The 24,410-nt window shown below is 36.1% G+C and carries 24 protein-coding genes and 2 tRNA genes; 9 read left to right on the forward strand and 17 right to left on the reverse strand.

What is annotated here, in order from left to right; translation table 11 throughout:
* Positions 1–65: 65 nt before the first annotated feature.
* Positions 66–848 carry an SDR family NAD(P)-dependent oxidoreductase gene (locus C0975_RS08120; protein WP_101775896.1) on the forward strand — a complete coding sequence of 261 codons (783 nt, stop codon included), beginning with the start codon at positions 66–68 and terminating at the stop codon, positions 846–848.
* 19 nt (positions 849–867) lie between these two features.
* On the opposite strand, the gene C0975_RS08125 is transcribed toward C0975_RS08120, so the two are convergent.
* The 5 genes from C0975_RS08125 to C0975_RS08145 are packed head-to-tail and all read right to left on the reverse strand — an operon-like array spanning position 868 to position 6,266.
* Complete coding sequence (locus C0975_RS08125; RefSeq protein ID WP_101775897.1) at positions 868–1,665, reverse strand: peptide ABC transporter ATP-binding protein; 798 nt, start codon at positions 1,663–1,665, stop codon at positions 868–870.
* A 12-nt stretch (positions 1,666–1,677) separates the two neighbouring features.
* Complete coding sequence (locus C0975_RS08130) at positions 1,678–2,727, reverse strand: peptide ABC transporter ATP-binding protein (protein WP_101775898.1); 1,050 nt, start codon at positions 2,725–2,727, stop codon at positions 1,678–1,680.
* Positions 2,728–2,735: 8 nt separating this feature from the next.
* Positions 2,736–3,623, reverse strand: a complete 888-nt coding sequence (locus tag C0975_RS08135; RefSeq protein WP_101775899.1) for an ABC transporter permease subunit — start codon at positions 3,621–3,623, stop codon at positions 2,736–2,738.
* Complete coding sequence (locus C0975_RS08140; protein ID WP_101775900.1) at positions 3,613–4,578, reverse strand: ABC transporter permease; 966 nt, start codon at positions 4,576–4,578, stop codon at positions 3,613–3,615. The genes C0975_RS08135 and C0975_RS08140 overlap by 11 nt, the downstream gene beginning before the upstream one ends.
* The gene (locus tag C0975_RS08145; RefSeq protein ID WP_101775901.1) at positions 4,575–6,266 is read right to left on the reverse strand and encodes an ABC transporter substrate-binding protein; all 1,692 of its coding nucleotides are present in this window, start codon (positions 6,264–6,266) and stop codon (positions 4,575–4,577) included. Before C0975_RS08145 ends, C0975_RS08140 begins: the two co-directional genes overlap by 4 nt.
* A 167-nt stretch (positions 6,267–6,433) precedes the next feature.
* Here C0975_RS08145 and C0975_RS08150 point away from each other — a divergent pair, with 167 nt between their 5' ends.
* The 3 genes from C0975_RS08150 to C0975_RS08160 all read left to right on the forward strand — a co-directional run bounded on the left by C0975_RS08150 (position 6,434) and on the right by C0975_RS08160 (position 9,987).
* Positions 6,434–7,840 (forward strand): YcjX family GTP-binding protein, encoded by a 1,407-nt coding sequence (locus C0975_RS08150; RefSeq protein WP_101775902.1) that lies wholly within the window; start codon positions 6,434–6,436, stop codon positions 7,838–7,840.
* A gap of 18 nt (positions 7,841–7,858) precedes the next feature.
* Positions 7,859–8,947, forward strand: a complete 1,089-nt coding sequence (locus C0975_RS08155; RefSeq protein WP_101775903.1) for a TIGR01620 family protein — start codon at positions 7,859–7,861, stop codon at positions 8,945–8,947.
* An 86-nt stretch (positions 8,948–9,033) separates the two neighbouring features.
* Positions 9,034–9,987: a sigma 54-interacting transcriptional regulator gene (locus C0975_RS08160; protein WP_101775904.1), complete on the forward strand. Its 954-nt coding sequence runs from the start codon at positions 9,034–9,036 to the stop codon at positions 9,985–9,987.
* A 54-nt stretch (positions 9,988–10,041) separates the two neighbouring features.
* Here C0975_RS08160 and hflX read toward each other — a convergent pair whose 3' ends face one another.
* The 10 genes from hflX to orn all read right to left on the reverse strand — a co-directional run bounded on the left by hflX (position 10,042) and on the right by orn (position 17,584).
* Positions 10,042–11,421 (reverse strand): ribosome rescue GTPase HflX, encoded by a 1,380-nt coding sequence (gene hflX, locus C0975_RS08165; RefSeq protein ID WP_101775905.1) that lies wholly within the window; start codon positions 11,419–11,421, stop codon positions 10,042–10,044.
* Between the two features lie 15 nt (positions 11,422–11,436).
* On the reverse strand, positions 11,437–11,733 hold the full coding sequence (gene hfq / locus C0975_RS08170; protein WP_101775906.1) for an RNA chaperone Hfq: 297 nt from the start codon (positions 11,731–11,733) through the stop codon (positions 11,437–11,439).
* A gap of 125 nt (positions 11,734–11,858) precedes the next feature.
* Complete coding sequence (gene miaA / locus C0975_RS08175; protein ID WP_101775907.1) at positions 11,859–12,809, reverse strand: tRNA (adenosine(37)-N6)-dimethylallyltransferase MiaA; 951 nt, start codon at positions 12,807–12,809, stop codon at positions 11,859–11,861.
* A gap of 4 nt (positions 12,810–12,813) precedes the next feature.
* Entirely contained in the window at positions 12,814–14,685 is a 1,872-nt protein-coding gene (mutL, locus tag C0975_RS08180) for a DNA mismatch repair endonuclease MutL (RefSeq protein ID WP_101775908.1), read from the reverse strand.
* A 3-nt stretch (positions 14,686–14,688) separates the two neighbouring features.
* Positions 14,689–15,927 (reverse strand): N-acetylmuramoyl-L-alanine amidase, encoded by a 1,239-nt coding sequence (locus C0975_RS08185; protein WP_101775909.1) that lies wholly within the window; start codon positions 15,925–15,927, stop codon positions 14,689–14,691.
* 4 nt (positions 15,928–15,931) lie between these two features.
* Positions 15,932–16,423, reverse strand: coding sequence for a tRNA (adenosine(37)-N6)-threonylcarbamoyltransferase complex ATPase subunit type 1 TsaE (gene tsaE, locus C0975_RS08190; RefSeq protein ID WP_101775910.1), 492 nt, complete (start codon positions 16,421–16,423; stop codon positions 15,932–15,934).
* Positions 16,424–16,583: 160 nt separating this feature from the next.
* Positions 16,584–16,659, reverse strand: a tRNA-Gly gene (locus C0975_RS08195).
* Positions 16,660–16,682: 23 nt separating this feature from the next.
* Positions 16,683–16,758, reverse strand: a tRNA-Gly gene (locus tag C0975_RS08200).
* A 149-nt stretch (positions 16,759–16,907) separates the two neighbouring features.
* Complete coding sequence (locus tag C0975_RS11690; protein ID WP_281255524.1) at positions 16,908–17,030, reverse strand: hypothetical protein; 123 nt, start codon at positions 17,028–17,030, stop codon at positions 16,908–16,910.
* Positions 17,030–17,584 carry an oligoribonuclease gene (gene orn, locus C0975_RS08205; RefSeq protein WP_101775911.1) on the reverse strand — a complete coding sequence of 185 codons (555 nt, stop codon included), beginning with the start codon at positions 17,582–17,584 and terminating at the stop codon, positions 17,030–17,032. Before orn ends, C0975_RS11690 begins: the two co-directional genes overlap by 1 nt.
* 81 nt (positions 17,585–17,665) lie before the next feature.
* Here orn and rsgA point away from each other — a divergent pair, with 81 nt between their 5' ends.
* The 4 genes from rsgA to crr all read left to right on the forward strand — a co-directional run bounded on the left by rsgA (position 17,666) and on the right by crr (position 21,572).
* Positions 17,666–18,718, forward strand: a complete 1,053-nt coding sequence (gene rsgA / locus C0975_RS08210) for a small ribosomal subunit biogenesis GTPase RsgA (protein ID WP_101775912.1) — start codon at positions 17,666–17,668, stop codon at positions 18,716–18,718.
* 224 nt (positions 18,719–18,942) lie between these two features.
* Positions 18,943–19,200, forward strand: coding sequence for a phosphocarrier protein Hpr (gene ptsH / locus C0975_RS08215; RefSeq protein WP_049215968.1), 258 nt, complete (start codon positions 18,943–18,945; stop codon positions 19,198–19,200).
* 85 nt (positions 19,201–19,285) lie between these two features.
* On the forward strand, positions 19,286–21,013 hold the full coding sequence (gene ptsI, locus C0975_RS08220) for a phosphoenolpyruvate-protein phosphotransferase PtsI (RefSeq protein ID WP_101775913.1): 1,728 nt from the start codon (positions 19,286–19,288) through the stop codon (positions 21,011–21,013).
* A gap of 58 nt (positions 21,014–21,071) precedes the next feature.
* On the forward strand, positions 21,072–21,572 hold the full coding sequence (gene crr / locus C0975_RS08225; protein ID WP_101775914.1) for a PTS glucose transporter subunit IIA: 501 nt from the start codon (positions 21,072–21,074) through the stop codon (positions 21,570–21,572).
* Between the two features lie 51 nt (positions 21,573–21,623).
* Here the strand turns inward: crr and C0975_RS08230 are convergent, their stop codons facing one another.
* Positions 21,624–22,244 carry a hypothetical protein gene (locus C0975_RS08230; RefSeq protein ID WP_101775915.1) on the reverse strand — a complete coding sequence of 207 codons (621 nt, stop codon included), beginning with the start codon at positions 22,242–22,244 and terminating at the stop codon, positions 21,624–21,626.
* Between the two features lie 97 nt (positions 22,245–22,341).
* Positions 22,342–23,736: a class II fumarate hydratase gene (gene fumC / locus C0975_RS08235; RefSeq protein WP_101775916.1), complete on the reverse strand. Its 1,395-nt coding sequence runs from the start codon at positions 23,734–23,736 to the stop codon at positions 22,342–22,344.
* A gap of 238 nt (positions 23,737–23,974) precedes the next feature.
* Between fumC and C0975_RS08240 the strand changes: the two genes are divergently transcribed.
* Entirely contained in the window at positions 23,975–24,403 is a 429-nt protein-coding gene (locus tag C0975_RS08240; RefSeq protein WP_101776015.1) for a DNA polymerase III subunit chi, read from the forward strand.
* Positions 24,404–24,410: the final 7 nt, after the last annotated feature.

The following is a 24,410-nucleotide window of genomic DNA, read 5'->3' on the forward strand; positions in this document are numbered from 1 at the left end:
TGACTTTTAAATCGAGATAAAATAAACAAGGATTCTGTAATTTATTAATTTGGTAAGGAAAATAAATGAATAAAGGATATATTTTAATAACAGGTGCAAGTTCTGGAATTGGATATGAATTGGCTAAACTTTATGCTGAGCAGGGACGTAAATTAGTATTAGTTGCGAGAACTTTACAACCTTTGCTTGTCTTACAAAAACAATATGGTGAACAGAATATTGAGGTTATTCAAGCCGATTTATCTTGTTTAGATAATGCGAGAAAAGTATACAGTATAACTCAAGAAAGAGGACTATTTATCCATATGTTAATTAATAATGCAGGTGTTGGGTTATTAGGCGACTTTTTGAGTACAGATTTGGAAACTGAAATTGCGATGGTCAATTTAAATGTTCAATCATTGGTTATTTTGACTAAGTTATATTTACAACATATGGTTGAAGTTAATCATGGACATATTTTAAATGTTTCATCTGTTGCTGGGGAAATGCCTGGTGGTCCACAGATGTCCGTTTATTATGCAACTAAAGCATTTGTTACCTCTTTTAGCCAGGGATTAAGTTATGAATTGAGAGGCTCGGGTGTTCATGTTTCGATCTTAGCACCAGGACCAACGCTTACTAACTTTGTTAAAACTGCGACTCAGCAGGAAGAGGCTACTTTATTTGATACATTAAAATTCCAGACAGCAGAAGAAGTTTCGCAATATACAGATAAATGTTTAGGTAAGAAAAAAACACTAATTATTCCGGGTATTTTTAATAAAATTATGGTTTATTCTAGTTATATCGCGCCTAAATCTTGGGTACTTTTTTTAGTTAATCGTATTCAAAGTTTAAAGAAATAATTTACTTTTTATCAGGATTTTATTTTATAGCCCATGAGTGATTGTCTAATAATTTCCCAAAATGGCTTTCAACAAGGCGTTTGGTGACTTCTGTTTGAGGTTCTGTAAAGAGTGCTTTTGTTGGACCATATTCAATCATTTTTCCTTCGTCCATGACTAATACGTCATCGGCAATATGCTTAATAATACCTAAGTGTTGTCCCACATAAATATAAGAAATACTGAGCTTTTCTTGGAGATGTAACATTAAATTAGTGAGTTGAGTTTTTACAGTGGCATCAAGTGAACCTAAGGCATCATCAGCAATGATAATTTCTGGTTCTAAAATCAGTGCACGCGCTAATGCAACACGTTGTTTTTGACTTGCTGACATGGTTTTAATTTTAACATTAGCATGATCTGGATATAAACCCACTAATTTTAATGTATTGAAAATTTTTTCATTACGATCTTGATTATCTAAATGTGTTACTAAGCGTAATGGTGCATCTAAAATTTGTCCTACATTTAAACGTGGATTAAAAGCTGTATTTGGATCTTGAAATACCATACGGATATGTTTAGCGCGATAATGATAGTCACCAAATTCTAACCGTTGATCATTGAGCAAAATATGACCTGAAGTTGGCGGAATAATACCAACTATCATTTTAGCTAATGTTGACTTTCCTGAACCATTTTTTCCTATGATTGCTAACGTTTTTTTCTTGTCTAAGCTAAAACTAATTTTGTGCACAGCTTTAAAATGGCTAGCGCCAAAAAAATTAATTGAATCAGTAAAAGATTTAGAAAGATCCTCAACTTGTAATAATGCCATGTGTGCTCTCCTTTATTCTGATTTTGTATTTTGAAGAGTTAAAGGGATCGTGACGTTTTTTTCTTTAAACTGTTTTTCCCGCAAATTAAGTGGGTAGTGACAAGAAAACTCATGCTGTTTAATTCTATATCTTATTGGTTTTAAAATACATTTTTTTTGTGCAAACGGGCAGCGAGGACCAAGACGGCAGCCAATAGGCATTTGTTCTAAGAGGGGAACAGTTCCTTTTAATGTATTTAAGCGGCTTTTAAGCGGTAATGGTTGACTAAAGTCAGGAATTGAGTGAAGTAATGCTTGTGTATAGGGGTGATGTGGGTGCTCTAAAATATCTTCTTTAGGACCTGATTCTGCATTTTGACCACAATATAATACTGAAAAGCTGTCGCACCATTCACTAATACTATTAATATCGTTACTTGTTAATAGAATAGTTGTTCCTTGATTTTGATTCATACTAGAGAGTAGGCGAAAAATTTGTACTTTAGTAATAGATTCAATTGAATTTGTTGGTTCATCAGCGATCAATAAGCGTGGTTGATTGGCTACTGCAATTGCAATCATGACTTTTTGACCTTCTCCTTCAGTGATTTCTTCAGGGTAGCTTTGCATAATATCTTTGTGTTCTTTAATACCAACTTTGTGTAATAGTTCTATTGCCCGACGTTTTTTCCACCCAAACCATTGCCACCAGCGACCTTTGAAGGTCCATGAAGGAATATTTTGAATAATTTGCTTGCCAATTTTTTTACTCGGATCTAGACAAGTCAGTGGATCTTGGAAAATCATAGAGATTTCTTGCCCAACTAATTTTCGTCTTTGTGTTGGGGTAAGCTTCAGTAATTCAATATTATCAAAGCGAAAGCGATCAGCGCTAATGATCCAAGAATCTTTAAATGCATTACAAATGACTTTAGCAATTAGACTTTTTCCTGAGCCAGATTCACCGACTAAACCACAAATTTCTCCTTCATTTAACGTGAGATTTACGTTATCAACAATTTTAATTCGACCATTTGGCGTTTCAATCTCAATGCACAAATTACGAATATCTAATAATGCCATTTTTTCACCTACTCGTAATATTTTTCTATCGCTTTGCAGAGACCTTGGCTAAAAATGAAGACCACAAGAATTGTCATAATAATCGCAATACCCGGCAAAATAACAGCCCACGGTGCTAGATAGATGAGTTCTAGAGAATCTTTGATCATGGCGCCCCATTCAGGTGTAGGACGCTGGGCACCTAAAGAAATAAAACTTAATGCGCTAATATCTAAAATAGCTACAGCAAAGGCACGTGCAATTTCTTGGATATAGCGAACGGAGATGTTAGGAAGGATAGTTTCTTTCAATAGTGTGCTGTTTGAAATACCATCAAGTTTTAGCATGAGTACATATTCTTTTTTTAATTCTTGCTGAGTTGCTTGATATATTTCATGAATAAAATAAGGAAGTAATGCTAGTGTTGTAGCAATAATTGCATTCATTAAGCTTGGTTTCATTAATGTGGCAATAATGATTGCAATAAGTAGGCTTGGAATCGATAAAAATGTATCAAGAAAATGACTCAGAATCTTCGACTTGATACTATGTGAAACACCAGCCCAGATGCCAAGTATACTACCGATAATGATAGTAAAAAATACGACAATTAACGAAGCGCCAACGGTATAAGTAGTGCCGATGATAATGCGACTAAATACATCCCTACCTAGATCATCTGTGCCAAAGAAAAAGGATATCTGTCCTTCATCTATCCAAGATGGCGGCATCAGTTCCTGCCCAACGAATTGCATGTCACTTGAATAAGGGGCAATCCATGGGCTAAAAAGTGCGGTTAAAATAAATATAATAAAGAGATAAAAGCTGAACAGTGCAACACGGTTTTGGCGAAATAGCAACCAAATGTTTTTTAGTGCAGCACTATCGCGAAATTCATCGGGTTCTTTATCTTGCATACCAGCCTTTCTTGTTAAATGGATCGAGGATAAACTCTAGACTATTAGAAAAAATATCAACGATAATAATGCATAAGCCTATAACAATAATCCCAACAGAAATACTATTATAATCTTGTTGGGTAACTGCATCAATTAACCAGCGTCCAATACCAGGCCAGCCAAATGTACTTTCGACGAGCATACATTGAGTTAGTACTAATGTAAATAAGCGTGTTGTTTGTGGTACTAACAGCGGTAATGTATTGCGTAATACATATTTACGTAGAATTTTATTTTGTGACCAACCTCGTGTTGTTGCTGTTTTTACATAATTTTTGGTGAGTACCTCTTCGGCGCGTTGCTGTACAATGCGTGTAATTTCCATTGTTGGGAGAATAGTTAGTACGAGTGTTGGTAAAACAAGATGTTGTAGTACATTCTGGATCACTTTGGTTTTATAGAATTCTTCCATAAACCAGACATCAATTATTGGAAAACCTGTCACCGGCTTAATGGCATATAATAAGTTATATTGCCCAATGGCAGAAATCTCCCAGCTATGAAGTGCAGAAAAATATAATGCGATAGGTGCAATCCAAAATACAGGCATTGATAGCCCTAGCGCAGAAATAGTATGGATACTTTTACCTATTATGTTATGGCGATTCATTGCACCGATTAGTCCTAATGGAATACCGAAAATGATTGCTAGCAAAATAGCGGTAAAACAGAGTTCTAGGGTAGGAGGTAAAACAGTTTGGATAATTGCATTTAGAGAATCGCCCCCATTGTAGGTGATCCCTAAATCTCCTCCAATAAGATGTTTGATGTGGGCAAAGTAACCTTGATAAAAACTTGGATTGATCAGTTCTTCATTAAGTGGATCTTGAATTAAGATTATATAACTGACTAAGGATAAAATAAGCAGTGTGATAATAATCAGAAAAACTTGGCGTAAGAAAGTAACAATCATGGTTTTGCCCCTTTCTTTAAAGATAAATTCTCAAAGTTGATACTACCAAAGGGGCTCATTTTAACACCGCGTACATTGGCGTTGACGACTAGCATTCTTCTCGCATTTGCAATAGGGACAATTGGTACTTCTGATAAAATTAATTCTTGCGCTAAATTATATTCACTTGCTCTTAGCCGTAAGTGAGATGTATTTAGAGCATTATCCATAAAATGGTCAAAGAGTGGTTCACACCAGTTCGAAAAATTAGTAATTTCATTAACCGTACTGCAGCTTAAAATAGGTCGCATAAAACTATCAGGATCTAGGTTACCCGCTAACCAACCTGCCAAAATCATATCATAATCTTCAGAATGATCTTTTAAGCGTTTAATTAAATAAGTTCGTGTAACTGGCTGAATAGTCACTTTGACGCCGACTTTCGCGAGATCTCTTTTTATTAGCTCTGCCATTTTCAGTGGGGAAGGATTATATACCTGTTCTTCATTAATAACCCACATTGTTAAATTAAGCTGCTTATCTTGTAAGTAGTCTTTTGCTTTTTCTATATTGTAGTCATAAGCGAAATCAGGTGTGTTGACACTGGATGCCCATGAGATGTTAGGAATAATATTGTTAGCCACTGTAGCCGTATTGTGGTAGATTGTTTGAATAATACGTTTTCGGTCAATGGCTTGTGATATTGCACGGCGTAATTTAGTGTCTTTCATTTCAGGCTTTTTAAAATTGAAAGCGAGATAAGATAAATTCATACCTTCAACGAAATTAACGTAAAAACGTTCATTTTTATCTTGTAATAAACCTAATTGACTCACTTCTGGATAAGAGGCAATTTGGCATTCGCCATTTAGAAATTTAATTAAGCGTCCAGTGCGATCTGTTGATAGATCAATAATGATGTTTTCAATTTGTGCTGCTTTTTTCCAATAATGTTCATTGCGTACAAAGCGAACATATTGATTACGAAAATAATTTTGAACTTTATAAGGTCCTGTACCAACAGGTAATAAGTCGAGCTGAATAAGGTTATCATCCGCATTAAGCTGTAAAGCATACTCTTGTGAAAAAATGATGGCATATTGACTTGCTAGATGAGATAAAATTGATGCATCAGCTTGAAATAGTTTTATTTGTACGCGGTAAGGATCAAGTGCTTTAATGGACTCGATTTTTTTATTTAATTTAATACTTTCAAAATAAGGAAAGCGAACTTTTTTCGCTTGTTTATGGAAAATACTGTGTTGTGGGTTAGGATAATGAATTGATTCATCTTCTAAAGTAGGTAAGTAAGAATGATGACCTAACATACGGTTAATAGAAAAGACTACATCATCAGCATTAAAATCACGTGTTGGCTTAAACCATTCAGTATGATGAAACTTGACTCCTTTACGTAAATTGATCGTAATGAGAGTACCATCATTAGAAATAGAATAGGACTCTGCAAGTGAAGGCATAATACTTGCACTATTATTCGTTGTTTCAAACAGTTTATTGTAAATTTGTTCTGTAATCACATTCATACTTGTACCCGCATCTGCCGTTTGTGGGTTAAATGAAAGCCCAGTAGCATGAGTACAGTAAATTAATCCATTTTGTGTTAATTCCTTTGGCACTTTCGGTGCAGCAGTAACAAAATGTGATAATAGAAGCAGAAAACTGGCAAATATAACCTTTCTAATCAACATAATTAGTACATTTGTGATAAATTATCGGGGAATTGTAAAATATATTGTGCTGATAAGCTATCCTTTTTGCCTCGAAGTGAATTGAGCAAGAGATGTTTTAAGGAAAAATTAAGATTTCTACGTTATCTTGAATTTAGTTATATTTAAATTTATAAAAGAACACTAATATGTTGAATTATCTGCAAAAAGAAGTAAATGAAATAATTAATCGTGGTTTTGACCGCACTTTACGTATTGCGGTTACTGGACTGAGTCGTAGTGGAAAAACTGCATTTATTACCAGTTTAATTAATCAATTGTTACATATTAATCGTGTAGATAACCAGCACCTTCCATTATTTGAACCAGCACGAAATCAATCTATTATTGCAGTAAAACGTGTGCCGCAGTTAAATCTGAGCATTCCTCGTTTTGATTATGATGCAAATTTAAAGTCATTAATGCAGCAGCCTCCTGTTTGGCCTCAATCTACTCGAGGAGTAAGTGAAACTCGATTAGCAATTCGTTATCAGCGCCATAGTGGTTTAATGCGTCATTTGAAAGAAAAAACGACACTTTATATTGATGTTTTCGATTATCCAGGCGAATGGTTGTTAGATTTACCTTTATTAGACTTGAACTATCAGCAATGGTCGCAAGAAACACAATGTATTACTCTGCATCGACGAGCAGAATTTGCTAAAACATGGCTAGCTAAAGTTAAAAAACTAGATTTAACTGAGATTGCAGATGAAGATGTTTTAGCACAGTTAGCGCAAGGCTATACTGATTATTTATTAGCTTGTAAGCAACAAGGGCTATATTTTATTCAACCGGGACGTTTTGTTTTACCTGGGGAATTAGAAGGTGCACCTGCGTTACAATTTTTTCCGCTTATTCATTTAAATGAGGCTGAGTGGCAACAGCTAAAAAATGAGAAAAAAGCAAACAGTTATTTTGCTGTATTGACCCAACGCTATGAATATTATCGCCAACATGTAGTAAAGAAATTTTATCAAGACTATTTTTCTACTTTTGATCGTCAGGTGATTTTGGCAGATTGTTTAACGCCATTAAACCATAGCCATCAAGCTTTTGTTGATATGCAAGAAGGGCTGCAGCAATTATTTAAAAATTTTCATTACGGTAAACGCACTTTACTTAACCGTTTATTTTCCCCACGTATTGATAAACTGATGTTTATTGCCACTAAAGCCGATCACATTACCAGCGATCAATTACCGAATTTGGTAAGTTTGCTGCGTCAGTTAGTACAAGAAGGTGGACGCCATGTGGAATATGAAGGGATTCATACCGAATATACAGCAATAGCCGCCATTCGTGCGACACAGCAAGTAGTCGTTAACCAAAATGGGCAGAGTTTTAAAGCATTAAGAGGTTTGCGTTCAAGTGATAGACAAAAAGTCACCATTTATCCAGGTTCTGTACCAAGTAAATTACCAAAGCCAGAATTTTGGCAAAATCAACAATTTGAGTTTGATCAATTTGAGCCACAACAATTGACATTAGGGGAAAATATACCGCACTTGCGTATGGATTCCGTATTGCAGTTTTTATTAGGTGATAAATTTTAAATATAGAGCAATAAAAAAATGAGTGAAAAACGAATTTTTACAGAAACAGAGCAGGCTGATTTTATGCAGCAATTTTCACCTAAACGTGAATTTGTTGAGCAAGAAGTAGATATTGAAATTGATAATGCTGATCCATTAGTTGTAGAAGGGGAGTTATTGGATCAACAGTTTGAGCATATTGTTACGCCAAAATCAAGTTGGTGGAAAAAGGGACTGGGGTTAACGGCATTATTATTTCTTATTGCTACTATTGCACAATCAGTTCAATGGTTAGTGGATACTTGGCGACAAAATCAATGGATTTACTTTGTTTTTTCGTTAGTAGTTTGTTTTGTTGTACTACTTGGCGTATCTGCCATTGGTCGTGAGTGGCTGCGTTTATTCAGATTAAAGCAGAGAGCGGATTTACAACAGCAAAGCCAACAATTGTTATTGGAAAGTGCGGTCAGTTTTGAGCAAAATTTTTCAGCAGATAAACATGAACAAGCCAAACAACTTTGTTTATCTATGGCAAAAATGTTGAAATTATCTTCACAAGATCCAACGTTAGTTTTATGGCAGCAGCAAATTCAAGATGGACATTCTGCACAAGAGATAGCTTATTTGTTCAGTCAAACAGTACTACAACCCTTTGATAAACAAGCAAAAAAACTGATTAGTAAAAGTGCAGTAGAAGCTGCTGTGATTGTGACAATTAGCCCATTGGCAATTGTTGATATGCTTTTCCTATCTTGGCGTAATATACGTTTAGTTAATCAAATTGCACAACTTTATGGTATTGAACTGGGTTATTGGAGTCGATTACGTTTATTAAAGATGGTGTTATTCAATATTGCTTTTGCTGGCGCGACAGAAGTTGTGCAAGATATTGGAATGGATTGGCTGTCGCAAGATCTTACTGCTAAATTATCAGCTCGTGCGGCGCAAGGGATCGGAGTTGGTTTGTTAACTGCGCGTTTAGGCATCAAAACAATGGAGTTTTGCCGCCCTTTGGCGTTTCAACAAGATGAAACGCCACGTTTACGACATATTCAACAAACTTTATTGAGTCATTTAAAAACTACAATTTTTTCTTCAAGGAAAACTAAAGAAAAACAAAAAGTTTAAAGTGTAAATTTTTCTTTCCATTCTTTCTTCAATCTTTACAGCTTTGGTGTTATGATAAAGGCATTTATGTTTGATAGAGAAAAAATATGTCCTTGAATAAAATAAATAATGCTGCATTTGCCGATATTATTGCTAAAAGCCCTAAAATGGAAAATTTACTTACGCAAGCGATTAAATTTGCGGCAAGTGATGCCCCGTTGTTAATTCAAGGTGAAACAGGAACAGGGAAAGATTTGATTGCTAAAGCTTGTCACCTTGCGGGGTCTCGTTGTCAAAATAAATTTATTGCAGTGAATTGTGCGGGCTTACCAAATCAAGATGCTGAAAGCGAGATGTTTGGGCGTCACGATAACGATAAAGAGTATGTCGGCTTTTTTGAATATGCCAATGGTGGAACAGTATTACTTGATAGTATTGCTGAATTATCACTTGAATTACAGGCAAAGTTGTTACGCTTTTTAAATGACGGCACTTTTCGACGTGTGGGTGAAGAACAGGAGCATTATGCTAATGTGCGTGTGATTTGTACTTCACAAGTGCCTTTACAACATTATGTAGATGAAGGAAAAATGCGTAGTGATTTATTCCATCGACTTAATGTGTTAACACTGAATATTCCACCATTACGTGAACGTAAAGAAGATTTACCTGATTTAGTTAATCTTTTTATAGCACAAATTAGTGAACAATTAGGGATAGCTAAGCCACATTTTGATGAGAAGTTTATTCAATATCTACAGGGTTATCCGTGGAGCGGCAATGTCAGAGAATTACATAACGCTTTATACCGTGCTTGCAGTTTAATTGATAATGATGAATTGACAATTGCTGGTCTGAATTTAGTCGAGCAGGAAATTGTGCCAGTGACACTAGAGCAATTTGGCAACGAAACGCTGGAGCAAATCATGAATAAATTTGAAGCTAGTGTGTTACGAAAATTTTACGAGCAATATCCAAGTACAAGAAAATTAGCCATGCGCTTAGGTATTTCACACACAGCGATTGCGAATAAATTAAGGCAATATGGAATTAGTAAATAAGCGATAAGGGCAAATGATAGTGTTTGCCCTTATGTTAATGGTTTGCTCGTTTAGTTAAAGTGCGGTCGAATTTACGAAAGTTTCTAGCTCAGTAAATTGCTTAACTAATTTTAGCCATTCGACTTTACTAATTTGAACTTGTAAGAGAAATTCACCCTGCTCACTCATTTTTTCTTCCTGAATACAATTCAATTGGTATAAGTGATGGCGAATTTTACCGCTATAAAGAGGTAGTGTCAGGGATAAAGTTAAAATGTCACTTTTTAGCCGCTCTCTAATGGCATTGAACAGTAAATCTAGACCTTGTCCTGAATTTGCTGAAATATAGACCGCACTTGGTCTATTTTCATGATCATATTCAATATGCGGTTGTATTTCCTCTACTTGATCAATCTTGTTATAGACGAATAAAGTAGGAATATTATGTGCATTGATTTCTTTTAATACAGCTTCAACAGCTTCAATATTTTCTAGTTTACGTGGATCTGCGCAATCAGTAACATGTAGTAAAAGTGATGCTTCTGTTGTTTCTTGCAACGTTGATTTGAAAGCTGAAATAAGATCATGGGGTAAGTGGCGAATAAAACCAACAGTATCCGCTAAAATAGTCGTACCGACGTCTTGGATTTGTAAGCGGCGTAATGTTGGATCAAGTGTGGCAAAAAGCTGATCTGCTGCATAGACATTTGCTTGGGTCATCAGATTAAATAAAGTTGATTTACCCGCATTGGTATAACCGACTAATGAAATGGTTGGAATATCTGCTTTTTGGCGTGTTTGGCGATTTTGATTGCGTTGCTTTTCTACTTTTGCTAAACGGTTTTGCAATTGTGCCATGCGCACTTTAATTAAACGGCGATCTGTTTCTAATTGTGTTTCACCGGGACCACGCAAGCCAACTGCTCCTTTTTGTTGATCCAAACCTGTTTTACGGCGAACTAAGCGTGTTGACAAATGTTTGAGTTGTGCTAATTCAACTTGTAGTTTGCCTTCATGTGAGCGAGCACGTTGTGCAAAGATATCTAAAATGAGTCCTGTACGATCCACCACTCGGCACTGACAAAGGGTTTCTAAATTTCGTGTTTGGGCTGGTGTTAAGCTATGATTCACTAATACAACATCAGCATTATATTCTCTGGTCGCATCTGCAATCTCTTCAGCTTTGCCTTGTCCAACAAAATATTTTGCTTGCGGTGTTGCGCGTGTCGTTGTGATGATAGAAAGAATCTCTACGTTAGCAGATTGAGCCAGTAAGCGAAATTCAGTCAGCTCATCATCGTTGTGTTGTTGTGATAAAAAACAATGCACAATAATTGCTTGATCAGCAATAGTATGTTCATTACTAAGTAATTGTTCTGATGGCGTTTTTGGATAAGAAAGTGCGGTGGATTTTGGATTAAAATCTACCGCACTTGAAATTGATTTATTTAACATTAATTCAACTTGTGATTATTCAGTTTTTTCTGCGTTTACTTCAGCTTGTTGCTCTTGAGCTTGCTGATAATTCTGCTGATTAGAATTATTGTTATTATTATGATGAGATACAGAACGTGCAGGGACAACAGTCGAAATAGCATGTTTATACACCATTTGATTAACTGTATTTTTCAATAAAATCACAAACTGATCAAAAGATTCAATTTGACCCTGTAATTTAATACCGTTTACTAAGTAAATTGATACAGGAATACGTTCACGACGTAACGCATTTAAATAAGGATCTTGTAAAGATTGTCCTTTTGCCATTTTTCTTTCCTTCTTGTATAAATAAAAATGAATATAAAAAACCGAATACAGGTGATTCTGTCTTCCCTCCAAATGCCAATATAACAATAAATCAATTTATTGTCATCATTGAACCGTAATTATTTTTAGCGCAGAGAATAATCAATGCTATTAAGCGAATTGATGATGTTTTGTTTTGCTTTTTCTATTTCTAAGCTATCTAACCATTCAATTGGATATTTCCAACCGCGAAGCCAAGTAATTTGACGCTTTGCAAGTTGGCGTGTGGCACAAATACCACGGAAAATCATTTCTTCATGAGAGTAGTCTCCGCGTAAATATTCCCACATTTGGCGGTAACCTACACAGCGGATAGCAGGTAAATCAGGGTGTAAATCGCTACGTTGATAGAGCTTTTCGACTTCTTGTTGGAAGCCTAGCTCAATCATTTTATTAAAGCGTATCGCTATGCGATCATGGAGTATTTTGCGATCTTTTGGAGTGATTGCGAATTGCAGAATATGGTATGGCAACATATCGCCTTTTTGTTCAGTAAGCGCAGTCAACGTCTTGCCTGTGAGATAAAAAACCTCTAGTGCTCGGTTAATACGCTGCGAATCATTTGGGTTAATACGCTGTGCTGCAATGGGATCGATTTGCACTAATTCTTGATGTAAAGTTGACCAACCTAATTGTTGCGCTTTTCTTTCAATTTCAGCACGTATGCTTTCATCAGCAGAAGGGAGGGGAGATAATCCTTCAATTAATGCTTTGTAATACAGCATAGTACCGCCGACAAGTAATGGAATCTTGCCTTGTTTAATAATTTGTTCCATTTCACGTAGCGCATCTTGACGAAAATGCGCCGCAGAATAGCTTTCTGCAGGATCACAAATATCAATCAAGCGGTGAGGGGCTAAAGCTAACTCTTCAGCATTTGGTTTAGCTGTTCCAATATCCATCCCTTTATAAATTAAAGCAGAATCGACACTGATTACTTCTACTGGCAATATTTGACGTAATTTAATCGCTAAATCAGTTTTACCAGAAGCAGTTGGGCCCATTAAAAAAATCGCAGTTGGTTTTGTTAAAGACATTTAATTAAATCTGCTCTAAATAAGGTTGCCAATAAATAGGGATTAACAAATCAGACAATGTATTTACCTGTTGATGACTGACTAATTGTTCTGTTTCGGTAAGTAAATTTACTGCATCAGCAAATACATTGATGGGAGGTAATGTTACTGTTGTACAAAGTGTGGTCAAAAATAGGGAGAATTCATTGAGCGATTGTGATAACAAAGCGATTACACATTTTTGTAAATTTTGTTGACGTAAGCAAGTAGGTACGCGAATCAACGTAATGCGTTGTTGCGGGAGATTTTCGTTAAATTCAAAGCCCGTTTGTATAAAAAAGTGTTTTTGTTGTAGCCAATGTGTAAGCTGAGTTTCATTTAAACGAAAAACCACAGGGATGAGCAACGGTTGTTGCGCGACTTGCTTTTGTTGCAATAAAAGTACTATTTTTAACTGTTGTAGTTTTGTTAATGACAACAAATAAAATTGCTGATGTTGCTGTAGTAGCAACGCTTTTTCTTCCACTAAGGCTAGAGTTTTTAAAACTTGGCTTGCTGTATGTTCTGTTTGTGTTACTACAGTCTTAGAGATTGGTGCTGTACTTGTGATATTATCAGCCTTCGTTGAATCCAATAGCTCGTTGTATGCTTGTCGTTCTGTTTTAGTGATTTGTTGTTGATGGAACTTAGGTGTAAAGTGCGGTCGATTTTCACTCAGTTTACTATTATTTGACTGCGTGTAATACGCAGGAGTATAAGTAGGGGCAAAGATATTCTGCCCAGCAGCAGCTCGATTCGGTTTAATCTGCATTGAGTGAGCCCAATGCGGTGTTGGTTCTTGTACTTGATTATTTTGCGTAGTTGTCGTAAAGCTTAATTCAGATTGTGTCGTTTTGGCCTGTTCAGAACTGAGGGCAGTAATTATGCCTTGGCAAATAAAATCATGAATTAAGCGTTGCTGATGGAAACGGACTTCATGCTTAGTTGGGTGAACATTAACATCAACTTCATTAGGATTTAAATCAATAAATAAGACAAAAGCGGGGTATTGTTCAGGTGTCAAATAGTTTGCATAAGCTTGTCGAATGGCATGATTGATGATTTTATCACGTACCATACGACCGTTGATATAACAATAATTTAAATCATTTTGTGCTCGTGTGAAGCGGGGTAGAGCTACCCAGCCCGATAAATGCAAATCATCATGTTTCCAGTCAATTTGCAGTGCATTTTGTACAAAATCATCGCCACAAATTGCAGCAACACGTTTCAATTTTTGTACATCATCCTGTGCACTTTTATATTGGCGCAACGTTTTTCCATTATGAGTTAGGCTAAAAGTAATATTGGGTTTAGCAAGAGCAATCCGACGAATAACTTCATCAATATGCGCAAATTCAGTTTTATCTGTGCGTAAAAATTTTCGGCGTGCAGGTGTATTAAAAAATAAGTTGGCTACTTCAACAGTAGTGCCTACTGGATGTGAAGCGGGTTTAATAGTTGTTTCCATTTCTCGCCCTTGTGCATAAACTTGCCAAGCTTCATTTTGTTCGGCAGTACGTGAGGTCAGTGTTAAGCGAGAAACAGAACTAATACTGGCTAATGCTTCACCACGGAACCCCAAGCTTAAAATTGTGTCCAGATCTGCTAAACTACTGATTTTACTCGTAGCGTGGCGTGCAAGTGCAAGAGATAATTCGGCTTTGGGAATACCGATACCATTGTCACGAATGCGAATTAGTGTCCTACCGCCATTTTCAATATCAATTTGAATACGTGTTGCACCTGCATCTAAGCTATTTTCTACCAGCTCCTTTACTACTGAAGCAGGACGTTCTACCACTTCGCCAGCAGCGATTTGGTTAGCTAATTGCGCAGGGAGAACTTGAATCGGCATAGGTTAGTCTCTTAATTTAATTTTTTGTCCGGTCAGGACTTTTCCATTTTTTAAATTAGGGTTTAATTTCAATAACTGTGCTGGTGGAATATTATATTTTCGTGCAATAGCATACAAAGTTTGTCCTTTCGTCACTGTATGATATTTCGGTATATTCGTGTTTATTGCTTGAGTATCTGTGCTGCCTTGCGTAGGAGGCTCAGTTTTTGTTTCAACGACTTTGTTGCTTGTTTTATCAGATTTACTTGGTGTTTTTGCGTCACTTGGAATTTTTAATGTTTCACCAATCCATAATTCACGACGCTTTAATCGATTTAATGCGATAAGATCGCTCATTTTTACACCATATTTTTTAGCAATACCATTTAACGTTTCACCTGATTTTACTTTATGACGAATACCACTATCAGTAACAGCTAATTTGTTTTCAGTCATTTTTGCAGCTGCCGTTTTAGCTGGTGTTTTAGGCTCATTGACAACAGTTTTTTTGCGGTATTCCACTAAACTTTCATAAATCATATAAGCGACTTTCTTGCGATAAGCTAAAGTGCTTAGTTTTTTTTCTTCATCAGTATTTGATAAAAAACCTGTTTCTACCAAAATTGAAGGAATATCTGGTGAACGTAATACACCTAAACTGGCATGCTGTGGTGTACTACGATTTAAAGTTGTAATTTTAGCAAAGCGTTTTAACACAATTGAACCTAATTCATAACCAACACGTTGGCTATGACCAAATTGTAAATCGAGTACCGTTTGATCTAAGTATTTTTCATTATGTGAAGAAAGTACCGTACCTGCACCACCGAGTAGTTCTGAACGTTTTTCGTGATCTTCTAGCCATTGTCCCATCTCACTGTTCGCTCGGCGATTTGACAACACCCAAACAGATGCACCGCGTAAATTAGGTGATAAATTAGAATCTGCATGGATAGAAACGAGTAAATTAGCTTTATGCTTGCGGGCAATTTCAGAACGTTTAGGCACAGAAATAAAGTAATCGCCAGTTCGAGTCAGGACACCACGAAAATTCGGATCTTTATCAAGTAACACTTTTAATTCTCTGGCAATGGATAACGTCACATTTTTTTCATACATTTTTAAATTACGGCTAATTGCACCGGGATCGGTACCACCGTGACCAGGATCAATTGCAATAATCCATAAATTATTGGCAAATGATGGTATTGAAATAAAAAAGGAAATAGCTAAGAAAAATAAAATAAAATTATGCTTTTTCATCGTATTACGTTGTTTGTGTTAACTTGGCAATAATTTGTTCGCCTAGTGTCGTGTTTGCTATTAATTCAATATTACGAGCACTATCCGCATAGATAATATTGACGAGTAAATCAGCTTCGGCAAGTAAACCTTGCCCTTTTTCTGCCCATTCTATTAAGCACAAGCAATTATTATTGAAATAATCACGAATGCCCATGAACTCAAGCTCTTCGGGATCACTTAAACGGTATAAATCAAAATGATAAACTGTTTTATTTGGTAAATGATATTCTTCAACTAAAGTATAAGTTGGGCTTTTTACATTACCGTGATGATCTAACGCTTGAATGATTCCGCGACTTAAAGTGGTTTTGCCTGTACCTAAATCCCCATTTAAATAGAAAGTAATTGCTTTTTGTGTATTAAGCTCATTGATGACACTGACAAGTTGAGCGCCAAATTGGCACATTGCATTTTCATCAAGGATATACTGGGAATAGCAAGATACATTAGTCATGAGTTTATGCTTTGTTTACCATTAAATTACATTTTAAAATAGCCCAGAATTGTACCGCACTTTTATTGGATAACATAGCCTAAAAGCGTATTTTCTTTAATAAAAAGAAAGATAAAAGCGCAATAAATAATGAAATTTACAGTCAAGAATAAAGTGATTTTGGAGCGGGAAACGAGGCTCGAACTCGCGACCCCGACCTTGGCAAGGTCGTGCTCTACCAACTGAGCTATTCCCGCATTGAAAGATTGAATATTGTGATTGGAGCGGGAAACGAGGCTCGAACTCGCGACCCCGACCTTGGCAAGGTCGTGCTCTACCAACTGAGCTATTCCCGCATCACAGAATTTAACGCTGATTAATAGCGATAGGGCGGTATTATACGAAAAATTTTTAAGGGTGCAAGTGTAAAATGCAGAAAAAAGTCGCTTTGCTTAGATATTCAACGATATGCCAAAAAAGAGGACATTGTCATAATCCCCCTATTTTATTTAATACGTTGTGCTATTTCCATTTTTTCTACGAGCATGATTGCAAGTGAAACACTGCCAACTTGAAAAATGACATCAATTTTTTCATTAGAATAGTCTTTGACCCGATATTTAAACATCATTTTTCCTCTAATTTAATAAAGTGTTTACGATAGTGAGCTAATTCAGCAATTGATTCTCGGATATCGTCTAATGCAAGGTGGGTATTTTTCTTTTGAAAAGTGTTAAGTACTTCTGGTTTCCAACGTGATGCTAGCTCTTTTAATGTACTGACATCTAGGTGGCGATAATGAAAATACTCTGCAAGCTCAGGCATATATTTAAATAAGAAGCGCTTGTCTTGCGAAATGCTATTACCACAGATAGGTGACGCGCCTTTGGGTACCCATTTTTTTAAAAAGTCTATTGTTTGTAATTCAGCTGCACGTTCAGTGAGGCGGCTATTTTTAACACGTTCAATTAAACCATTTGCTGTATGTGTTTTTGTACACCATTCACTCATTTTAGCTAACAGCTCATCAGGTTGGTGAATCGCCAAAACAGGCCCTTCGGCTAAAATATTGAGGTTTTTATCTGTTACAATTGTCGCAATTTCTATAATACGTTCTCTTTCAGGATCTAAGCCTGTCATTTCTAGATCGATCCAAATGAGATTTTGTTTATCTAATTGCATAATGTTATCCTATAAAAATATTTTTTCTGTATTTTAGCGGAAAATTTGTGAAAAAACGACCGCACTTTTAGGGATAAGCCATTGAGTAAACGTAAATTAACGCAGAATCAAAAACGCCGTATTCAATCAAAAAATGTAAAAGTATTACATCGTCATCAACGTAAAGAAAAGAAAGAAGTTGAATGGCAAGATGATATGTTAAGCGAATCACAAGATGGGGTGATTGTCACACGTTATTCGATTCATGTGGATGTCGAAGACATTCATGGTGAGATTTTTCGTTGTAATTTACGGCGCACTTTAGCTGATGTTGTAGTGGGTGATCAAGTTGTTTGGCGGAAAGGGAATGCGCAATTACAAGGTGTCAGTGGTGTTATTGAGGCGATCAAACCGCGTCAAAATGAAATTGCGCGTCCTGATTATTATGATGGTTTAAAAGTGATCGCCGCAAATATTGATCGTATCATTATTGTCTCTGCGATATTACCTACATTATCTTTAAATATTATTGATCGTTATTTAGTTATCTGTGAAACCGCAAATATTCCAGCAGTAGTTGTGGTAAATAAAGCGGATTTATTGACTGAGTTAGAGCGCCAACAAGTTGAAGAACAATTGAAAGTTTATCAGCAGATTGGTTATCAAACCCTCATCTTATCAGCACAATCAGGCGAAAATATGGAAAAACTGACCGCACTTTTGTCTGAAGGCACTTCAATTTTTGTTGGACAATCTGGTGTGGGGAAATCAAGCTTAATTAATCATATTTTACCTAATGTTAATGCGCAAACCGGCGATATCAGTGAGAATTCAGGATTAGGGCAACATACTACTACATCTTCTCGCTTATATCATCTTCCTCAAGGAGGTAATTTAATTGATTCCCCAGGGATTCGTGAGTTTGGCTTATGGCATTTAGAACAAGAACAAATCACTAAAGGATATCGCGAATTCCAATATTTTTTAGGCACGTGTAAATTTCGAGATTGTAAACATTTATCTGATCCGGGCTGCGCATTACGTGAAGCGGTGGCATCAGGAAAGATTCATTCGGTGCGCTTTGATAATTACCATCGCCTTATTGCTAGTCTCAATGAAACGAAATCACAACGTCATTTTACGCTAGACTCATAGTCGTTAATTGAATGTTAATGAAGGACTAAAAAACACTCTTTTTGAGTGCTTTTTTGTGATCTGCCTCAAGTTTTTATTTGATTCACCTTGATTATTTGGTTTCTAAGATTGATACTACCTACATATTTATTTTTTATTGAAAAATAAATGTAATATGCAAAAAATGAGCAAGTGATCATTTATTGCTTATTTTACTTTAATTATTTTGTTTAGAGGAAAAAATCATGTACTCAAAAGAAGTTGAAATTATTGCACCAAATGGATTACACACTCGTCCTGCAGCGCAGTTTGTGAAAGAAGCAAAAGCATTCGCTTCTGATATTACTGTCACTTCAGCGGGTAAAAGTGCAAGTGCGAAGAGTTTGTTTAAATTACAAACTTTAGCATTAACACAAGGTACGGTTATTACAATTTCAGCTGAAGGTGAGGATGAGCAAAAAGCGGTGGAGCATTTAGTCGCGCTTATCCCAACATTAGAATAATTGTTGTTAGCCATAATGTGATAAACATTATGGCTATTATTTTTCTTTTTATCATCAAATTTAATATATTTCGGAAGGGTTATATATGATTTCAGGAATTCCAGCTTCACCAGGTATTGTTTTTGGTAAAGCATTAGTGCTTAAAGAAGAAAAAATTGTACTTGATATGCGAAAAATCAGTGAGACTCAGATTGAATCTGAGATAGCGCGTTTTTATCAAGGGCGTGAAGCGGCTGTTGAGCAACTCAGTGCAATTCGAGACCGTGCAGAAAAAACATTAGGTGAAGAGAAAGCAGCAATTTTTGAAGGTCACTTAATGATTTTAGAAGATGAAGAATTAGAAGAAGAAATCATCGACTATTTACGGACAAATAAAGTGAATGCAGGCGTTGCCGCAAGTAAGATTATTGATCAGCAAGTGACTATGCTTTCGGAAATTGATGATGAATATTTAAGAGAGCGTGCTGGTGATATCCGTGATATTGGTAATCGTCTGATTAAAAATATTTTAGGTATGCATATTGTTGATTTGGGTGATATTAATGAAGAAGCGATTTTAGTTGCTTATGATTTAACGCCTTCTGAAACAGCACAGTTAAATTTAGAGAAAGTGTTAGGTTTTATTACCGATATTGGTGGTAGGACATCACATACTTCGATTATGGCACGTTCTTTGGAGCTTCCAGCTATTGTTGGTACGAATAATATCACAGAGCTGGTGAATACAGGTGATTACCTAATTCTTGATGCTGTAAATAATGCAGTTTATGTTAACCCTTCGCAGCAAGAAATTACACGTTTAAAAACATTAGAGCAAAAACTAGCAGAAGAAAAAGCTGAGTTAGCCAAATTAAAAGATTTGCCAGCATTAACGTTGGATGGGCATCGTGTTGATGTTGTTGCCAATATTGGTACGATTCGTGATGTAGAAGGTGCAGAGCGTAATGGTGCTGAAGGTGTTGGTTTATATCGTACAGAATTTTTATTTATGGATCGTGACCAACTCCCAACTGAAGAAGAACAATTTATTGCGTATAAAGAAGTAGTAGAAGCAATGAATGGGCGCCTCGTTGTGTTACGTACGATGGATATTGGGGGAGATAAAGAGCTGCCTTACTTGAACTTACCAAAAGAAATGAACCCATTTCTAGGCTGGCGAGCAGTACGTATTGCATTAGACCGTCGTGAGATTTTACATGCGCAATTAAGAGCAGTTCTACGAGCTTCGGCGTTTGGTAAGTTAGCGGTTATGTTCCCAATGATTATTTCTGTTGAAGAAATTCGTGAATTAAAAGCAGTCATTGATACATTAAAACAAGAATTACGTAATGAAGGTAAAGCCTTTGATGAAGAAATTCAAATTGGTGTGATGGTGGAAACACCAGCGGCAGCAGTTAACGCAAAATTCTTAGCAAAAGAAGTTGATTTCTTTAGTATTGGTACAAATGATTTAACGCAATATACTTTAGCGGTAGATCGTGGTAATGAATTAATCTCTCATCTATATAATCCTATGTCACCATCGGTGTTAAATTTAATTAAACAAGTGATTGACGCGTCACATGCAGAGGGTAAGTGGACAGGAATGTGTGGTGAATTAGCAGGTGATGAAAAAGCTACAATTTTATTGCTAGGTATGGGGCTTGATGAATTTAGTATGAGTGCTATTTCTGTACCACGTATTAAAAAATTGATTCGCAATGTTGATTATGCAGATGCCAAGGCGTTAGCCGCTAAAGCGTTACAGCAGCCAACAGCAGCTGAAATTGAACAATTAGTAGAAGATTTTTTAGTTGAAAAAGCATTAAATTAGATACAAGCTCAAAATTTTACGCTAAAATATAAACGCATTTACTTAGTAGGAGACTAAAATGGGTTTATTCGACAAATTATTTGGTTCAAAAGACAAAAAAGCCGTTGAAGTGGAAATTTTTGCTCCGCTTTCTGGTGAGATTGTAAATATTGAAGATGTACCAGATGTTGTTTTTTCTGAGAAAATTGTTGGGGATGGTATTGCTGTTCGTCCAACGGGTAATAAAATGGTTGCACCTGTTGATGGTGTGATTGGTAAAATCTTTGAAACTAATCATGCATTCTCAATGGAATCAAAAGATGGCGTAGAATTATTCGTTCACTTTGGTATTGATACTGTTGAATTAAAAGGCGAAGGATTTAAACGTATTGCGCAAGAAGGTCAAACAGTTAAGCGTGGCGATACTGTAATTGAATTTGACTTAGAAGTACTTGAAGCAAAAGCGAAATCTGTACTTACTCCTGTTGTCATTTCGAATATGGATGAAATTAGTAATATTGAGAAGAAAACAGGCGAAGTTGTTGTTGGTGAATCAGTCGTCTTAGTATTAAAAAAATAATCTTTGAAGTTTTCTGATTAAAAGTCTGTCTTATAATTAAGGCAGACTTTTTTATTTTAATTGTGAAAATTCATTGTTTCTATTTTCTAATTGATAATTGGGGGGTAATTCTGGATTTGCTGAATCTTCGGTCAGTGGAGCTATTTTAGGCGTTGAATTTGGTGCTTTTTCATCACTTGCTTCCTGTTTTTCATCGCCTAATAATTTAGGTTGTAGTTTAGGAAAGTTCGTATTCGGTGATAGCCAAATTGCAATTAATGCTTGGGTAAATTGGGTATCGAACTCTTTATCTAAAATAGTGTCATTGAGTACAAAATAGCCACGATCTTCAAGTGCGATATAATTTAAGACATCATTTGGGGAGATATCAGGAAAAATCTCTTTGAGCATAACGAGGTATTGTTTGCCGTCAATATCCTTAAGCTTTAAATTATCTATTTCTTTGACTAAGCTAATTGCAAAATTTTTGCCTTCAATTGGTTTGGCATAGTTAAATGTTAACATTAATGGGCGTAAGTTTTCTTCATAATGTCCAGTTTCGGTGTAAAGGCTAATCGTATAAACATGGAAAGGACCCCAATTATAATCAGCTTTTCCCACATTCAGCCATTGTGCTGAAAGTGTTGTTGAAAATAAGCACAAAATTGAAAATATTAATGCATTAAGTTTCATTATAAACTCACCATAAACATATAATTGGCGCTGATTATAACAAAACAAATAAAAAAAAGGCGAACTTTACGTTCGCCTTCATTGGAAATTTATTGACTTATTTTAAGCTACCAACCATGTCTTCTGGACGAACCCATTCATCAAATTGTTCTGCCGTCACTAGACCCAGATTAATTGCTTCTTCTTTTAATGTTGTTCCATTTTTATGTGCTGTTTTAGCAATTTTAGCGGCATTTTCATAGCCGATATGAGTATTAAGTGCAGTAACTAACATTAAAGAGTCATCAAGTTGTTTCTTGATGCGAGGATAGTTAGGTTCAATACCTATTGCGCAATGCTCATCGAATGACACACAAGCATCGGCAAGGAGTTGCGCAGATTGTAAGAAGTTATATGCCATCACTGGTTTGAATACATTCAACTGGAAGTGACCTTGTGTGCCAGCAAAAGAGATTGTGGTGTCATTGCCTAATACTTGTGCACAAACCATTGTCATGGCTTCACATTGAGTTGGGTTGACTTTACCAGGCATAATAGATGAACCTGGTTCATTTTCAGGGATTAAGATTTCACCAATGCCAGAGCGTGGACCAGAAGCTAATAAACGAATATCGTTTGCGATTTTGTATAAAGATACCGCAAGTTGTTTTAAGGCGCCGTGTGTTTCAACAATTGCATCATGCGTCGCCAGTGCTTCAAATTTATTTTCTGCAGTAATAAATGGCAAACCTGTAAATTGAGCGATATAGTCAGCAACTTTGACATCATAGCCTTTTGGTGTATTTAACCCTGTACCAACAGCGGTACCACCTAAAGCTAATTGCGCTAAATGAGGTAATGTATTTTTTAATGCACGCAGACCAAAATCTAATTGTGCAGCATAAGCACTGAATTCTTGCCCTAGTGTGAGTGGCGTTGCATCCATTAAGTGAGTTCGACCAATTTTCACGACATCTTTAAATGCTTCTGCTTTTTGCGCGAAAGTTTTTTGTAAGCGTTCTACACAAGGAATCGTGACCTCAACGACTTTTTTATAAGCTGCAATGTGCATTGCAGTTGGATAAGTATCATTTGAAGATTGAGATTTGTTGACATCATCATTTGGATGAATGATAGATTTTTCACCTAACTTGCCGCCGTTTAAAACGTGAGCGCGGTTAGAAATGACTTCATTGAGATTCATATTTGATTGGGTACCTGAACCTGTTTGCCAAATCACGAGTGGGAATTGATCATTTAGTTTATTAGCTAAGATTTCATCACAAGCTTGGGCGATTAAATCACGTTTTTCGACAGGTAAAACACCTAAATCATGGTTAGCATAGGCTGCCGCTTTTTTTAAATAACCAAAGGCTTCAATAATTTCTTGTGGCATTGAGGCTTCAGGACCAATTTTGAAATTATTGCGTGAGCGTTCTGTTTGAGCCGCCCAATATTTATCTGCTGGCACTTGAACTTCACCCATAGTGTCTTTTTCGATACGAAATGTCATAGTGTTACCTCTTGTTAAAAAATATAAGAAAATTAATGCTGAAATTCTAACACTTGAGCGTTATTTGTGGAATGTTATGCTGCAAGCAAAACTTGGTTTTGTGATTTAGATCATAAAGTGCGGTCAGTTTTATAAAAGTTTTGAAAAAGCCAAGTTGAAAAGCAGCAATTGCTTTATCTTCACATGCTTTTTCGTTAAAATCTTCCAGTTATACCTTTAATAAAGGATTTATATGCCGATGTTTAAAAATGCGCAATTTTACTTGTTAGGAACTGACTCCTATGTCGAAAAAATAGCTTGTGATTTAGCTGCTTCAGCATGGCGTTTAGGCAAACGAGTATTAATCGCCTGTGAAACGGAACAGCAAGCATTAGATATTGATGAAGCACTTTGGGCACGAGATGCTGATGAGTTTGTGCCCCATAATTTGTCTGGTGAAGTCACGACTTATGCAACCCCAATTGAAATTAGTTGGAAGGGGAAGCGTAACGCACAGCGACGAGATTTATTGATCAATTTGCAAGTGACAGTACCAGATTATGTTGGAAGTTTTAATCAGCTTATTGATTTTGTTCCAACGGAAGAAAGTCTGAAAGTCTTAGCACGCGAACGTTATAAGCAACTTAGACAGCTTGGTTGGCAATTATCAACAGAGCAGATGAAATAAAGGGAGA

The organism is Pasteurella oralis (assembly GCF_002850605.1).
GTDB classification, from domain to species: domain Bacteria; phylum Pseudomonadota; class Gammaproteobacteria; order Enterobacterales; family Pasteurellaceae; genus Pasteurella; species Pasteurella oralis.

Coding starts and splice junctions, on each gene's coding strand:
- hfq (WP_101775906.1), bottom strand. CDS start 11,733: ATGGCAAAAGGACAATCTTTACAAGATCCTTATTTAAATGCGTTACGT.
- C0975_RS08230 (WP_101775915.1), bottom strand. CDS start 22,244: ATGAAACTTAATGCATTAATATTTTCAATTTTGTGCTTATTTTCAACA.
- C0975_RS08120 (WP_101775896.1), top strand. CDS start 66: ATGAATAAAGGATATATTTTAATAACAGGTGCAAGTTCTGGAATTGGA.
- miaA (WP_101775907.1), bottom strand. CDS start 12,809: ATGTCTTTAACAAAACCAACTGCGATTTTTTTAATGGGCCCAACTGCT.
- C0975_RS08130 (WP_101775898.1), bottom strand. CDS start 2,727: ATGGCATTATTAGATATTCGTAATTTGTGCATTGAGATTGAAACGCCA.
- C0975_RS08155 (WP_101775903.1), top strand. CDS start 7,859: ATGAGTGAAAAACGAATTTTTACAGAAACAGAGCAGGCTGATTTTATG.
- crr (WP_101775914.1), top strand. CDS start 21,072: ATGGGTTTATTCGACAAATTATTTGGTTCAAAAGACAAAAAAGCCGTT.
- C0975_RS08160 (WP_101775904.1), top strand. CDS start 9,034: ATGTCCTTGAATAAAATAAATAATGCTGCATTTGCCGATATTATTGCT.
- C0975_RS08240 (WP_101776015.1), top strand. CDS start 23,975: ATGTTTAAAAATGCGCAATTTTACTTGTTAGGAACTGACTCCTATGTC.
- hflX (WP_101775905.1), bottom strand. CDS start 11,421: ATGTTAAATAAATCAATTTCAAGTGCGGTAGATTTTAATCCAAAATCC.
- C0975_RS08135 (WP_101775899.1), bottom strand. CDS start 3,623: ATGCAAGATAAAGAACCCGATGAATTTCGCGATAGTGCTGCACTAAAA.
- C0975_RS08145 (WP_101775901.1), bottom strand. CDS start 6,266: ATGTTGATTAGAAAGGTTATATTTGCCAGTTTTCTGCTTCTATTATCA.
- C0975_RS08150 (WP_101775902.1), top strand. CDS start 6,434: ATGTTGAATTATCTGCAAAAAGAAGTAAATGAAATAATTAATCGTGGT.
- mutL (WP_101775908.1), bottom strand. CDS start 14,685: ATGCCGATTCAAGTTCTCCCTGCGCAATTAGCTAACCAAATCGCTGCT.
- C0975_RS08140 (WP_101775900.1), bottom strand. CDS start 4,578: ATGATTGTTACTTTCTTACGCCAAGTTTTTCTGATTATTATCACACTG.
- ptsI (WP_101775913.1), top strand. CDS start 19,286: ATGATTTCAGGAATTCCAGCTTCACCAGGTATTGTTTTTGGTAAAGCA.
- ptsH (WP_049215968.1), top strand. CDS start 18,943: ATGTACTCAAAAGAAGTTGAAATTATTGCACCAAATGGATTACACACT.
- C0975_RS11690 (WP_281255524.1), bottom strand. CDS start 17,030: ATGTTTAAATATCGGGTCAAAGACTATTCTAATGAAAAAATTGATGTC.
- C0975_RS08185 (WP_101775909.1), bottom strand. CDS start 15,927: ATGAAAAAGCATAATTTTATTTTATTTTTCTTAGCTATTTCCTTTTTT.
- fumC (WP_101775916.1), bottom strand. CDS start 23,736: ATGACATTTCGTATCGAAAAAGACACTATGGGTGAAGTTCAAGTGCCA.
- orn (WP_101775911.1), bottom strand. CDS start 17,584: ATGCAATTAGATAAACAAAATCTCATTTGGATCGATCTAGAAATGACA.
- C0975_RS08125 (WP_101775897.1), bottom strand. CDS start 1,665: ATGGCATTATTACAAGTTGAGGATCTTTCTAAATCTTTTACTGATTCA.
- tsaE (WP_101775910.1), bottom strand. CDS start 16,423: ATGACTAATGTATCTTGCTATTCCCAGTATATCCTTGATGAAAATGCA.